The following is a 12,969-nucleotide window of genomic DNA, read 5'->3' as shown; positions in this document are numbered from 1 at the left end:
CCAAACAGCGTTCGCCCCGCCGTCACGCCATCACGGATTTGCGCACCATGTCCCAGTACTGATCCTGCACGTCCCCAAGGCTCAACCGCCCCTCGGCCCGGAACCAGGTTGTTACCCCGGTCAGCATCGCGATGACGGCCAGCGTGGCGATCTTGGGGTCCGGCACGTCGAACACGCCCGCCCCTGCCCCGTCGCGCAAAATCCGTTCCAAAACAGCCTCGTAGCGACCGCGAAGCTCCTCGATCTCGGCAAAGTTACCGGGCTCCAGATTGCGCAATTCCATATAGGCGATGAACACCGCATCGGGTCGCGCATGGTGAAATCCGATGTGAAAGCGGACAAAGGCTTCAAGCTGCGCGAGCGGCGGATCGGACCTATCAACCGGCACAGCCTCCAACAACTCCACCATGTGGTCACGCATCAATTCAACGAGCAGGCTCTGCTTGTCCGGGATGTAGTTATACAGCGCCCCGGCCTGCACCCCGACCTCACCCGCGATCTGGCGCATCGACACAGCGGCGTAGCCGTGGCGTGCAAAAAGCCTCAGCGCCGCGTCTCGAATACGCGGGCCAGTGATATCTGAATGCGAACCTGTTGTGCGCGCCATGGGCAGGATTTAACTGAACACCCATTCAAACCCAAGCGACGCTTGCGCCATTCGGGGCCATGGTGCATCACAAGGGCAACACATGGTTTCCGGAACCCGTTTGAATATGCGCGCACCCGCTGCCCTTCTTTTCGTCGCCCTTGCTGCGTGCACACAATTCCCCGCATTGGACGATGCCGTTTCACCCGACGTTGCCGGTTCCGACTTTCCAGCCCTCGTCCCACTCGAGCCTTTGCTGGCGGGCACCGCCCCCATCGTCGGTGATCCGGTCGCAACCACCGAAAATCTCGAGGCGCGCATCGCCGCCCTCAGAGCCCGGGCACGCGCCCTGCAACAGCGCCCCGTCGTCGATGCCGCCACCCGCACCCGCATGCAACAGCGCTGGAACTAAGGGCAATTGCACCCGGACCATGAACCCGTTACATCGCCCGCGACGCCCAATCGCTACAAGGACCCTGACATGAACGCACCGCTTCGGCTTGGCATCGCAGGGTTAGGCACCGTCGGCATCGGCGTGGTAAAGATCGTGCGCCAGCACGCCGCCATGCTTGAGGCGCGCACCGGCCGCAAGATCGAGATCACCGCCGTGAGTGCACGATCGCGCGACGCGGATCGCGGTGTACCATTGAACAGCTACGGCTGGGAAGACGACCCGGTTAATCTCGCCACCCGCGATGATGTCGATATCTATGTCGAATTGATGGGCGGCACCGACGGTCCGGCCAAAGCGTCCGTCGAAGCCGCGATTGCCGCGGGCAAGGACGTGGTCACCGCCAACAAGGCCATGCTCGCCATTCACGGGCAGGCGCTGGCCGAAGCCGCGGAAGCCAAGGGCGTCAGCCTGCGCTACGAGGCTGCTGTCGCCGGTGGAATTCCCGTGATCAAAGCACTGTCCGAAGGGCTTGCCGGGAACGAGATCAAGCGCATCGTTGGCGTCATGAACGGGTCCTGCAACTACATCCTGACACGGATGGAGAACGCGGGCCTCAACTATCAAGAGGTCTTTGCCGAGGCCGACGGGCTGGGCTACCTCGAAGCCGATCCGCAACTCGACGTGGGCGGCATTGATGCCGCGCATAAGCTTGCGATCCTATCCTCCATTGCATTCGGCACGCGCATCGATTTCGACGGGATCGAGCTGGAAGGGATCGAGCGGGTCAGCATTGACGATATCCGCCACGCCGCCGACATGGGCTACAAGATCAAACTGCTGGGCGTGGCACAAAAAACGGGCCGCGGGCTGGAACAGCGCATGATGCCCTGCCTCGTGCCCGACACGTCCCCATTCGGCCAGCTTCAGGGCGGCACCAACATGGTCGCTATCGAAGGGCACGCGGTCGAACAGGTCGTATTGCGCGGTCCCGGCGCGGGCGAAGGGCCCACCGCCTCTGCCGTGATGGGCGACGTGTGCGATATCGCGCGCGGTCTGCGCCTGCCTGTCTTCGGCCAACCGGCAGACACGTTGGAAACCGTCCCGCGCGCGGCGTCCATCCTGCCTGCCCCCTACTATCTGCGCATGGCTCTGGTCGACAAACCGGGAGCCCTGGCCAAGATTGCGACTGTGCTGGGCGACGCAGGCGTCAGCATCGACCGGATGCGCCAATACGGTCACAGCGACACGACCGCGCCCGTTCTGATCGTCACCCACACCTGCACGCGCTCAGCGGTGAACGAAGCACTCACCGCGATGCAAAGCACCGGTGTGCTGGCTTCGGATCCCGTTGTGCTTCGGATCGAAGCCGTCTGATTTTTCAAACTTCGCCAAAGGACTTTTCTTCATGACCGACACCGCACAATTCCAGGACCGCATGCTGTCATTGGGCCTCGCCCGCGTGTCAGAGGCCGCCGCCCTCGCCTCCGCCCGGCTGGTCGGCCATGGCGACGAAAAGGCGGCGGACCAGGCGGCCGTGAACGCGATGCGCCAACAGCTCAACATGCTGGACATCGCGGGCGTCGTCGTGATCGGCGAAGGTGAGCGGGACGAAGCGCCCATGCTCTATATCGGTGAAGAGGTTGGCACCGGCACGGGCCCCGGCGTGGACATCGCGCTCGACCCGCTTGAAGGCACGACGCTGACGGCCAAGGACATGCCCAACGCCCTGACCGTGATCGCCATGGGTCCGCGCGGCAGCATGTTGCACGCGCCCGACGTCTACATGGACAAGCTGGCCATCGGCCCGGGCTATGCGCCTGACACGGTCACGCTGGATATGACGCCTGCCGAACGGGTCGAGGCGTTGGCCAAGGCCAAGGGCTGCGACACTTCCGACATCACGGTCTGCATCCTCGAACGCCCCCGGCACGAGGCGGTGATCAAGGCCGTGCGCGACACCGGCGCCTCCATCCGCCTGATCACCGATGGTGACGTCGCGGGCGTGATGCACTGCGCCGACCCGACCACCGGCATCGACATGTACATGGGCGAAGGTGGCGCGCCCGAAGGCGTGCTTGCAGCTGCCGCGCTGAAGTGTATGGGCGGCCAGATCTATGGCAAGCTTCTGTTCCGCAATGACGATGAAAAGGGCCGCGCGGCCAAGGCAGGGATCACCGATCTCGACCGCATCTACACCCGGGATGAGATGGTGACGCAGGACGTGATCTTTGCCGCAACTGGCGTAACCAGCGGCTCGCTTCTGCACGCGGTGCAACGCGAACCCGGCTGGCTGACCTGTGAGACGCTGCTGATGCGGTCCAAGACCGGCTCGGTCCGTCGGATCAACTACCGCACCCCGACCCACACGGTCTGAGTGCGTGGCGGGCGACACGCCCGCCTTACGATTGCTCTGGCGTGTGCCGGGGCCCTGCCCGCGCCGACCCGGCGCGGCGCGACAGGGGGGAGAGTGGCGCTGTGGCATTTCTGGGGGTCGAACAGTCCTTGACCGGTCGGGCCTGGATCGGTCCGGACCTTGCCACGGAGCGTGATGCCGAAACGCTGGCGCAACATACCAAGCTGCCCCGCCCTATCTGTCAGATCCTTGCGCGGATGGGTGTCGCACCGGAAAGCGCTGACACCTACCTCAACCCGACCCTGCGCGATCTGATGCCGGACCCGAGATCGTTACGGGACATGGAGCGTACCGCAAGCCGCATCCTGACGGCCGTGCAAATGCGGCAGCGCATCGCCATCTTTGCAGATTACGACGTGGACGGGGGCAGCTCGGCCGCCCTGCTCATCACCTGGCTTCGGGAAATCGGGGCCGCCGCGGCAACGCTTTACGTGCCCGACCGGATCGACGAAGGCTACGGCCCCAACGACGCGGCCATGGCCCAATTGGCAGGGGCGCACGACCTGATCATCTGCGTCGATTGCGGAACCCTTTCCCATGGCCCAATCGCCGCAGCGCATGGCGCGGATGTGATCGTTCTGGATCACCACCTGGGCGGTGAAACACTGCCTGATGCCTATGCCGTGGTGAACCCCAACCGGCAGGACGAAGACGGTGCTCTGGCGCATCTCTGCGCGGCAGCAGTGGTGTTCCTGACATTGGTTGAGGCCGGGCGCCAAATGCGCGCGGCGGGCCAGACCGGTCCCGATCTCATGGCAATGCTCGACCTTGTCGGCCTCGCTACAGTCGCCGACGTCGCGCCCCTGGTCGGTGTAAACCGCGCTTTCGTGCGCCAAGGGCTCAAGATCATGGCGCGGCGGGACCGGACGGGTCTGGTGGCACTTGCCGATATCGCGGGCCTCGACACCGCGCCGACGCCGTACCATTTGGGCTATCTGCTCGGCCCACGGATCAATGCAGGCGGTCGGATCGGGCAGGCGGACCTCGGTGCCCGCCTTCTGGGCACGACCGACCCGCACAAAGCCGCCGCATTGGCCGAGCGCTTGAACACGCTGAATGCCGAACGGCGGGACATCGAGGCCAAGGTGCGCGCCGAAGCATTGGCTCAGTGCGAGGCGCGGGGCGCCGATGGTGCGCTTGCATGGGCTGCGGGGCCAGGATGGCATCCGGGCGTGGTCGGCATCGTCGCCTCACGTGTGAAAGAGGCAACCAACCGCCCATCTATCGTGATCGGGATCGAGGACGGGATCGGCAAAGGTTCCGGGCGCTCGGTCTCTGGCATCGACTTGGGCGCACCCATCCAAAGGCTTGCCGCCGAAGGGCTGCTGATCAAAGGCGGCGGTCACAAGATGGCGGCGGGCCTGACGGTCGAGGAAGGCAAGATCGACGCCGCCATGTCGCGCCTGTCCGAGCTGCTGGCGAAACAGGGCGCGGATGCGCTTGGCCCTGCGGACCTGCGGCTGGACGGCACCTTGATGCCCGGGGCGGCGACGGTCGAGCTGCTGGACCAGATCGATGCGGCGGGTCCCTTCGGTGCAGGCGCCCCTGCCCCTCGCTATGCCTTTCCCGGTATGCGCATCCTGAATGCCCGACGGGTTGGCGAGACGCACCTGAAAGTGACCTTCGGCGAAGCAGGCGGCACGCGGCTCGACGCCATCGCCTTTGGCGCGTTCGACAGCGCTCTTGGCCCCGAACTGATGGACCATGGCGGGGCGCCTTTCCATCTGGCCGGCCGTGTCGAAATCAACACGTTTCGCGGCCGTCAGTCGGTTCAGTTGCGGCTGGAGGATGCGGCACGGGCCTGATCTTCGGGCCGTTCGAGTTTTCCTCAGATTTATGTCGGCCGGGGCGTTTTTTACGCTTGCGCCCTTCCGCTGAATTGCCTATCTGAGCGCTCACACCAGCGATGGCCCGTTCGTCTATCGGTTAGGACGCCAGGTTTTCAACCTGGAAAGAGGGGTTCGATTCCCCTACGGGCTGCCACTCGCTGCACAAATTCCTTCTATTGCTGTCACTTAAAGTCAAAGCGTCCCGCATCGGTATAGACTGCGGAACACGTTTGCGGGCAAGCGGGATCATTGGGCGCGTTGCGTCAGCGGCACCGCCAGGGTCGCGCGTTCGGCACCACAGCAGGACGCGGTGGGCGGAAGCCTCTGCTCCCTTTCCGCGTATGATGTGGAAAAACATGCGGGTGCGCGTGGCCGGTACGCCACATCTTGCCGCGATCAGGCTTCACGTTCCACGTCTCGACCCGTTGGCGGAGCCAGGTTCTGGGTGTTGCGTCGCAAAGCCGGGGTGTAGTTGGTCTGCTGGCCCCGCCCACCATGTTTCGAGGCGTAGAGTGCGACGTCGGCATCGTCCATGACTTCGGCAACCGTCTGTTCGGACACGGGATCGTAGATGGCCGATCCGATGCTGGCGGAAATTTTGCAAACCTCGCCCTGAAAGGGGATGGGCCGTGACAGGCGCTCGATGATCCTGCGGCCTATGCCCTCCATCGCTTCACCGCTCTTGGCGTGCGGCAGGATGATCACGAACTCGTCGCCACCTACCCGTGCAACAGTGTCACTGTCCCGCGTTTCTTCGACCATGATGCGGGCCACGGTTTGCAACACGTGATCGCCGGCGGCATGGCCCAGCGTATCGTTCACCGCCTTGAACCAGTCCAGATCGACCTGCATCAGCCCAAAGCGCGTGCCCCAATCCACATGGCGCGCCATCACGTGATCCATCGCGCGACGATTCTTGAGCCCGGTCAGAGTGTCGGTGAACGCCTGCTCCTCGGCGGCAATCATCGCCCCCTGCAGGCGCAGGTTCAGCTTGCGCGAGGCTTCCATGGCGGCCGACTTCGCCTCGACCAGGTAGAGCATTTCGATGGTCAGATCGGTCGCCGCGAAATCGGCACTTGTCAGCGAATAATCCGAGACGGCATCGACAACCGAGATGCCAAAGGACAGGTTCACGATGCTTTGTCCTTCGCCCAAGCCCGGCATCAACAGGCCCTTGACCTCAGTCTTGGGTGCATCGCGGAGCTGGAGGTGCAGCTTGGTGCCCGCCGCAGCACGCAAGGCATCCATCGTCGTGATGGCACGCGGCCGCTTGAGATCGAAGATTTCAAGGAACCGGCGGCCGACCATTGCGGCTTCAGGGCGCAGTTTCTGCAGGGTGGGCCCGGCATGGATGACATGGCCAGTCCGCCCCAGAACAACATGCATCGGACACAAGACATCCAATGCCTGCATGAGTGCATCCTGCTGCTTCATTGTGCCCGCGCCCCCAGATCGAATGCCCGCCCTGCGGCGAACTCCGTTTCGACAAGGGTGACGGAAATCGTTTCAATCCCGTCGCCACTGCCGGTGTGTTCCAACAGCGCGAGGGCGCCATAGTCGTCCGCCATCGTGCGCAAGATACCCATCATCACGTGCCCACACCCGTTGATCGGGCTTTCACAGATCAGGCTGAAATGCGTCGGTGAATGATCACGTAACTCAATGCGCGGCAGGTTCAGATCGGACACGGCCAGTCGCGCCCGGTCTGGCAAATCATCCAGTGAGTGCAGAAATTCGACAAAGGTGACGCCGCCAAATCGCAGCAGGCGGCGCAACGCCTCCACATTCGGGTGAGAGACCAGATACGTTCCCATATCCTCCATCACGTCGCTGCGGGGCCGGTTCAGGATATTGCTGATGGCATCCAGCAGTTTGGGCGTGATGTCATCGTCATAGAGCAGCATCGCTTCGAACTCGACAAAGTCGAGATCGGCAAAGCGTGTCGCTTCGACCCATTTGTCAGCGCCGTAACTGTCGGTCACGAAACACTGAATTGCTCGATTTATCAGCCCATGCATGGCGCGACATTCCCATTTCCACGGAATGGACCATGCGTTCTGATCTCTAAACAATCCAATAACAGATGCAATTTGACCTATTATTGGACCGTGACGGCTCAGAAGTCGGTCGGCGCGCCCCCTTCGGACTTGCGCCGCGCGACAAAGTCCGCCAGTTCGTCTCGAATGGCCACGTCCATCGCAGGCGCCTCGAAACTGTCAATGATGTCCTTGAACATCCGGTGCGCGCGCTCCGGTGTCCAGATGGCGCCGGCCGCCTCCCACCCTTCATAGTTTTTCCAGTCACTCAGGAAGGGTTGATAGAAAGCGGTCGAATAGCGGTCCTGCGTGTGCTGAATGCCAAAGAAATGGCCTTCATTTCCAACCGACTTCACCGCATCCAGCGCGATGTCATCGGGGCCCGTTCCCGTGAGCACGGGATCCATATACCTCTGGATCTGCTGCAGGATCTCACAATCCATGATAAACTTCTCCGGGCTGGCAATCAGCCCGCCTTCGAGCCAGCCGGCGGCGTGATAAACCATGTTGCTGCCTGACTGCACCGCCGCCCACAGGCTGTTCGACGTCTCCCACATGGCCTGCCCGTCCGGCACGTTGGCCGCACACACGCCCGACGACCGCATGGGCAGATCGTAGAACCGTGCAAGCTGCCCTGTCATCTGGGTCGCGCGCATGTACTCAGGTGTCCCGAAGGCGGGCGCACCGGACTTCATGTCGACATTCGACGTGAAGGTTCCGATGGCGCAGGGCGCACCGGGAGCCACGTATTGAAACAGCGCAATGGCGCACAGCGCTTCGGCAATGGACTGCGCCACTGCACCGGCCATCGTGACTGGCGCCATGGCCCCTGCCAGGGTGAAGGGCGTCACCACAACCGCCTGACCGCGCCGCACGAGGCGCAGGCAGCCGTCGATCATCGGCTGGTCGTGCTTGAGGGGCGAGGTCGAATTGATGTTGGTGTACATCCGCGGGGTTGCATCGAACTCTTCATGGCTCAGGCCACCGGCGATGCGCACCATCTCCATCACGTCCTCGACACGCTCCTTGCCCAGCGAATAGGCGTGCATGACCTTGTCGGTCAGGGTGAGCTTGTCGAACAGCACGTCCAGATGGCGCACGCTGGCATGGATATCGACAGGCTCGACCGGGTAGCCGCCCGCGAAGTGGATGCAGTTGAAATACTGGGTCAGTTTCAGAAGATTGACGCATTTCTCGCGCGTGCCGGGCACCTTGGTGCCGATCTCCATGTCCCAGTAGTTGGGCGGCGAGGACACGTTGCCGAACAGGATGTTCCGCCCCCCGACGGTCAGCGTACGATCCGGATTGCGCGGGGTCAGCGTAAAGGTGGACGGCGCCTTGGCCACCATTTCCATCACGAAATGGCGGTCCATCCGCACGATGTCGCCGTCGATCCTGCACCCGGCCTCACGCAGGATCTCAAGCGCCTCTGCGTTCAGGAACTGCACGCCGATCTCTTCGAGGATGCGCATCGCACCGTCATGAATGGCTTCGACCCCCTCTGCGGTCAGGGGCTCAATCGGCGCATCACTGATGATGGGCGGGTTCCATGGCATCTGGTCGATGACTGCAGCACCGCGTCGGGCGGCCGCCCCTGCCCGTCCGCCCCCACGTGTTCTGCGCCGTGTCGCGATCTCTGCCATGGTGCCGTCCCCCGGATCTGTCTGCGCCTTCCAAGACACAGCAGGTCCAGCGCCCGCACCGTCCCATTTGCGACTGCACGTGTCGTTTTTTCCAATGGGATGGACGATTCTGAACCGTCAGGCGGGAACAGCGCGGTCCAGCCATGCAGGCAGCCCGCCGATGTCGGGCAGGACGGCATCGGCCAGGGGCGCCAGAACCTCACGCGGGGCCAACCCCGTCAAAACGGCGATGGTGCGCATCCCCGCGGCCCGTCCGGCCAGCAGGTCATGTGTGCTGTCACCCACCATCACCACACTGTCGCGGGGCAGCCCGGTCTGCGCGCAAAAGCCAAGGAGCTGCCCCGGCGTGGGCTTGCCGCCAAAGCCGCTGTCGCTGCCTGCAATGAAGTCAAAGAATGCGTCGACATGCGCGTCCGCCAGATGCGCACGCGCGGGCGCCTCGGCGTCATTGGTCGCCACCCCCAACGCAAGGCCCCGCGCGCGCAAAGCGGTCAGCAACGGCGCGAGCGGCACCGCCTCGGCCTGCGGGGCGCGGGCAGCCTCCTGGTTCAAGAGCACCAACAGCACGTCCTGAGACAACTCGGGGAAATGAGGGCCAAGATCCGCAGCAATCTCGACCGGCGTGCCGGCAATCACGACACTGTCGCGCTCGAACCGCCCGCGCAACAGATCGAATCCGATCGCTGCCCCCGCACGCTCGGCAAGCCCTTCATCCCCCTTGGCCGCACGGCGGAGAAAGGCGGCAGCCCAAGCCTCCCACGTGGTGGAGAAATCGAAGAGCGTGCCGTCCTTGTCAAAGATGATGCCGCGCACAGGCACGAAAGGCGCATCTACGTCCAATGGACATCCCCTCCGCCCGGCAAAGCCATGCGGGCGCGCATCGGGGCGTCATAGGGCAGCGTATGCGCATCGCAGAAGGCCGTGACCCAGGCATCATCCATCATGATGAAGTCCAAAAGCGCACCCAGAAAGGCCGGATCGCCGACGCCTGCCCGCATGTCGGCCTCACTGGCACCGGTGGCTCCCAGGAAGACCGGCAACAACTCCTCATTGCCCGCCATCCATGCCACGGCCTGCAAACCCACGACCTCGGCGGATTCTTGCGAATGGGACATCACGTTTGTGCCTTTGCCATCTGATGGAAACGCTTTGTTAACCAAAACGATCAAGAACCTAACGTACGGCCTTTGAAACGAATTGGAAACGCATCATGCACGGCAAGGTCCTTCTTATCGATCCGATTGCGACAAACCGTATCGTGCTGCGTGTCAAGCTGGCGGCCAGCCACTACCAGATGACGCAGGCGGCCTCGATCGCCGAGGCGATGCAGGCAATGGCACAAAACGTGCCGGACCTGATATTGTGCGCAACGGATCTGCCGGACGGCGACCCGGTGCGACTGCTGCGGCGGATGCGCAAGGCAGGGCTTGCCGGCAAGGTGCCGATCATTGCGCTCAGCGGATGCGACGACGATACGGACCGGCTGCGCCTGCTTGCGGGCGGCGTTGACGACGTGATGCAAAAACCCATCAACGATGCGCTCCTGCTGGCCCGCACCCGCTCGATTATCCGCGCCTATGCGACGGCCAGCGAATGGACCTTGCGGGAAGGCACGTCGCGAGCGCTCGGTTTTGCCGAAGCGGCGACCGCCTTTGCACCCGACCAGGCCGTGCGCATCATCGCACGCGACATGGAGAGGGCCGAGCCCTGGGCCACTGCGCTGCGCAATCGGCTCAGCGCCAAGATCACCTTTGCCCGGCCCGCGACCGCCGTTGCGGATCTGGAGCCCGGACGCGCACCCGATGCGCTTCTGCTGTTGGTGGAACCGCATGAAGGCCCCCAAATGCTGCAACTGCTGGCAACGGTCCGCAGCCAGGCCAGCACACGGCATTGCGCCATCCTTGCAGTGCTTGGGTCGGACAACATGACGCTGGGGGCACAAATGCTGGACATGGGTGCCAACGACATGATGCGCAACACCCGCAGCGCGGACGAAATGGCGCTGCGGCTCCAGGCGCTGCTGAACCGCAAGCGTGTGACGGATGCCTTGCGTGACACCGTGAAATCCGGGATCGAGGCGGCTGTCATCGACCCGCTGACGGGCCTGCACAATCGCCGCTATGCGATGCCGCACCTCGCCCGGATCGCCGAACGGGCGGCGCGTACGGGCAAGCCATACGCGGTGATGGTTGCCGACATGGACCACTTCAAACGGATCAACGACACAATGGGCCATGCCGCAGGCGATGCGGTATTGGTCGAAACCGCCCGGCGCCTGCGGGAAAACCTGCGCGCGGTCGATCTCGTGGCCCGCATTGGTGGAGAAGAGTTTTTGATTGTGTTGCCGGGCGCGGGCCTTTCAAACGCGCGCAAGGCGGCCAAGCGGCTGTGCAGCATCATCGAGGCTACACCTTTCGACGTGCCGGAACACACAACCCAAGTGAACGCGACGATGTCCATAGGAATGACGGTCGTGGACCCCGTGCGCGGGACCAAAACGGCCGAACCGCATACGCCGGAGGCTCTGCTCGATCGTGCGGACAAGGCTCTCTACGGGGCCAAGTCGGAGGGGCGGAACCGGGTGACCTTGGGCCGCCCGGCTGCGTGATCGCCCGCGCTAATCCTTCTTGCCGGGCTTGTTCGGCCGTTCGCGTGACGCAACCTCTTCCACCCGTTGCGCATAGGCCTTGCGCTCTTCCGCGGGCATGGCCGTAACGATATCCAGCCAGGCGGACTGTGCGACCGCCTGCACATCTGACACGCCCTGCGATTGACGCTCAAGTACAGCTTCCACTGCGACGCGATCAAGCGTGTCCGCCTTTAGCAGGGCAACCATGTCCCGATACGCAGCCCGCCTCGCGCTGCGGTCGGGCAGATCGGGATCACCGCGCACAGTGCTGAACACCATGCGCCGGTCCTCGTGCGGCAAGGCAAGAACATACGGCATCGCGTACCCCATGCCGGGTCCTTTCCCACCCAGGGGACCTCCACGCAGCGCCATACCTCCGACCAGCCCGGCAACCGCCAGATTGCCGGCCAGCGAAGCGCCCAGAAGAACCTTGACCCAAAGCGGGCAGCGCCGCTTCACACCCGTATCTGCCATGTTCACCCCTCCTCCAGCGCCCAGCCAAAGGCGTCCAGGCCCAGTTCGGTGCCGTAATTCTCCCCATATCCCAACGTCCAGACCGCATCCACACCGGTGGCGTCCAATGCTCCCAGACCGATGGCAAAGCCCGCGACCGTGGCCGCAACGAGCCCGCCAATCGCACCCCAGCCGCCGATCCCCTGCACCAGCTCGCGCCACCATGGCACCGCGGCAGGTGCGCCGCCCGGCGGCGGCAAATGGGCCGCGGCGTCTGCCAGAACACGTTTCATCAGATCGTCGGACGGATCAGGCATGGGTTCAGCCGCCAGATCGTCCAGCATCTGTTCGATGATCTTGTCCGGATCGGGGGTCTCGGAACCTCGGGTCATGTCCTTCATCCTTCATATCCAAGGGCGGCAACCCGCCCTTTCAAAGCCAGCGCAAGCGCGCGTTTGGCGCGGGCTGTCAGGCTTTCCACAGCCTCGACACTCACGCCCAGAGCAGCCGCAATCTCGGGGTTCGACGCCCCCTCGAAATGGCGCAGGGTCAAGGCCACGCGCTGCCGCTCCGGCAGGTCGGCAATCGCATCACGCAATGCGGCGTGACGCGCATTCTCCTGCAGCCGCTCGTCCGCACCGGGGCTCGGGTCCTCCGGCTCGGCAACCTCGTCAAGTGCAACACCTGCGCGCGGGCGCTTGCGCAGACGGTCGATGCACAAATTCGACACCACGCGGTACATCCAGGTCGATACCTGCGCTTCGCCCTCCCGCCACTCCGGGGCTATGCGCCACAATCGTAACATCGCCTCCTGCACCACGTCCTCTGCCTCGGTCCCGTCGCCCAGCATACGAAATGCCTGGGCCTGCGCACGAGGTACAAAACGCACGGTCAACGCACGGGCGGCCGCCACATCTCCCCGCGCATAGCGGGCAAGAAGCGTTGCATCATCCACGTCCAAGTGGGCGTCAAGCGGCATGGTCATC

At 63.8% G+C, this 12,969-nt stretch carries 14 protein-coding genes and 1 tRNA gene; 6 read left to right on the top strand and 9 right to left on the bottom strand.

Annotated elements, in window-relative coordinates:
* Nucleotides 1–22: 22 nt before the first annotated feature.
* The gene (locus KUV51_RS03430) at nucleotides 23–607 is read right to left on the bottom strand and encodes a TetR/AcrR family transcriptional regulator (protein WP_222520204.1); all 585 of its coding nucleotides are present in this window, start codon (nucleotides 605–607) and stop codon (nucleotides 23–25) included.
* 82 nt (nucleotides 608–689) lie between these two features.
* Between KUV51_RS03430 and KUV51_RS03425 the strand changes: the two genes are divergently transcribed.
* From KUV51_RS03425 to KUV51_RS03405, 5 genes are all read left to right on the top strand, one after another.
* Nucleotides 690–998 (top strand): hypothetical protein, encoded by a 309-nt coding sequence (locus KUV51_RS03425; protein WP_261385627.1) that lies wholly within the window; start codon nucleotides 690–692, stop codon nucleotides 996–998.
* Nucleotides 999–1,067: 69 nt separating this feature from the next.
* Nucleotides 1,068–2,354 carry a homoserine dehydrogenase gene (locus tag KUV51_RS03420; RefSeq protein WP_222520203.1) on the top strand — a complete coding sequence of 429 codons (1,287 nt, stop codon included), beginning with the start codon at nucleotides 1,068–1,070 and terminating at the stop codon, nucleotides 2,352–2,354.
* Between the two features lie 31 nt (nucleotides 2,355–2,385).
* Nucleotides 2,386–3,354, top strand: a complete 969-nt coding sequence (glpX, locus tag KUV51_RS03415; RefSeq protein ID WP_222520202.1) for a class II fructose-bisphosphatase — start codon at nucleotides 2,386–2,388, stop codon at nucleotides 3,352–3,354.
* Nucleotides 3,355–3,455: 101 nt separating this feature from the next.
* A complete protein-coding gene (gene recJ / locus KUV51_RS03410; protein WP_222520201.1) occupies nucleotides 3,456–5,198 on the top strand; it encodes a single-stranded-DNA-specific exonuclease RecJ in 1,743 nt (580 codons plus the stop codon).
* A 103-nt stretch (nucleotides 5,199–5,301) separates the two neighbouring features.
* A tRNA-Glu gene (locus KUV51_RS03405) sits at nucleotides 5,302–5,376 on the top strand.
* 242 nt (nucleotides 5,377–5,618) lie between these two features.
* On the opposite strand, the gene KUV51_RS03400 is transcribed toward KUV51_RS03405, so the two are convergent.
* The 5 genes from KUV51_RS03400 to KUV51_RS03380 all read right to left on the bottom strand — a co-directional run bounded on the left by KUV51_RS03400 (nucleotide 5,619) and on the right by KUV51_RS03380 (nucleotide 10,016).
* Entirely contained in the window at nucleotides 5,619–6,656 is a 1,038-nt protein-coding gene (locus tag KUV51_RS03400) for a diguanylate cyclase domain-containing protein (protein ID WP_222520200.1), read from the bottom strand.
* Nucleotides 6,653–7,240 (bottom strand): heme NO-binding domain-containing protein, encoded by a 588-nt coding sequence (locus tag KUV51_RS03395; RefSeq protein WP_222520199.1) that lies wholly within the window; start codon nucleotides 7,238–7,240, stop codon nucleotides 6,653–6,655. The genes KUV51_RS03400 and KUV51_RS03395 overlap by 4 nt, the downstream gene beginning before the upstream one ends.
* 98 nt (nucleotides 7,241–7,338) lie before the next feature.
* Nucleotides 7,339–8,901: a trimethylamine methyltransferase family protein gene (locus KUV51_RS03390; RefSeq protein WP_222520198.1), complete on the bottom strand. Its 1,563-nt coding sequence runs from the start codon at nucleotides 8,899–8,901 to the stop codon at nucleotides 7,339–7,341.
* Nucleotides 8,902–9,018: 117 nt separating this feature from the next.
* Nucleotides 9,019–9,741 carry an HAD family hydrolase gene (locus tag KUV51_RS03385; protein ID WP_261385626.1) on the bottom strand — a complete coding sequence of 241 codons (723 nt, stop codon included), beginning with the start codon at nucleotides 9,739–9,741 and terminating at the stop codon, nucleotides 9,019–9,021.
* Nucleotides 9,732–10,016, bottom strand: coding sequence for a DUF3572 domain-containing protein (locus KUV51_RS03380; RefSeq protein ID WP_222520197.1), 285 nt, complete (start codon nucleotides 10,014–10,016; stop codon nucleotides 9,732–9,734). Before KUV51_RS03380 ends, KUV51_RS03385 begins: the two co-directional genes overlap by 10 nt.
* A 95-nt stretch (nucleotides 10,017–10,111) precedes the next feature.
* Between KUV51_RS03380 and KUV51_RS03375 the strand changes: the two genes are divergently transcribed.
* Nucleotides 10,112–11,509, top strand: a complete 1,398-nt coding sequence (locus KUV51_RS03375) for a diguanylate cyclase (RefSeq protein ID WP_222520196.1) — start codon at nucleotides 10,112–10,114, stop codon at nucleotides 11,507–11,509.
* A 9-nt stretch (nucleotides 11,510–11,518) separates the two neighbouring features.
* Here the strand turns inward: KUV51_RS03375 and KUV51_RS03370 are convergent, their stop codons facing one another.
* Genes KUV51_RS03370 through KUV51_RS03360 form a run of 3 tightly spaced genes read right to left on the bottom strand, consistent with a single transcriptional unit; the run spans nucleotide 11,519 to nucleotide 12,968 of the window.
* A complete protein-coding gene (locus tag KUV51_RS03370) occupies nucleotides 11,519–12,004 on the bottom strand; it encodes a periplasmic heavy metal sensor (protein WP_222520195.1) in 486 nt (161 codons plus the stop codon).
* 2 nt (nucleotides 12,005–12,006) lie between these two features.
* A complete protein-coding gene (locus tag KUV51_RS03365; protein WP_222520194.1) occupies nucleotides 12,007–12,375 on the bottom strand; it encodes a hypothetical protein in 369 nt (122 codons plus the stop codon).
* Nucleotides 12,376–12,380: 5 nt separating this feature from the next.
* Entirely contained in the window at nucleotides 12,381–12,968 is a 588-nt protein-coding gene (locus tag KUV51_RS03360; protein WP_222520193.1) for an RNA polymerase sigma factor, read from the bottom strand.
* Nucleotide 12,969 lies beyond the last annotated feature (1 nt).

It is taken from the genome of Tateyamaria omphalii, from assembly GCF_019802125.1.
Classification (GTDB): Bacteria; Pseudomonadota; Alphaproteobacteria; order Rhodobacterales; family Rhodobacteraceae; genus Tateyamaria; species Tateyamaria omphalii_B.
This window is presented reverse-complemented; position numbering and strand designations above follow the sequence as displayed.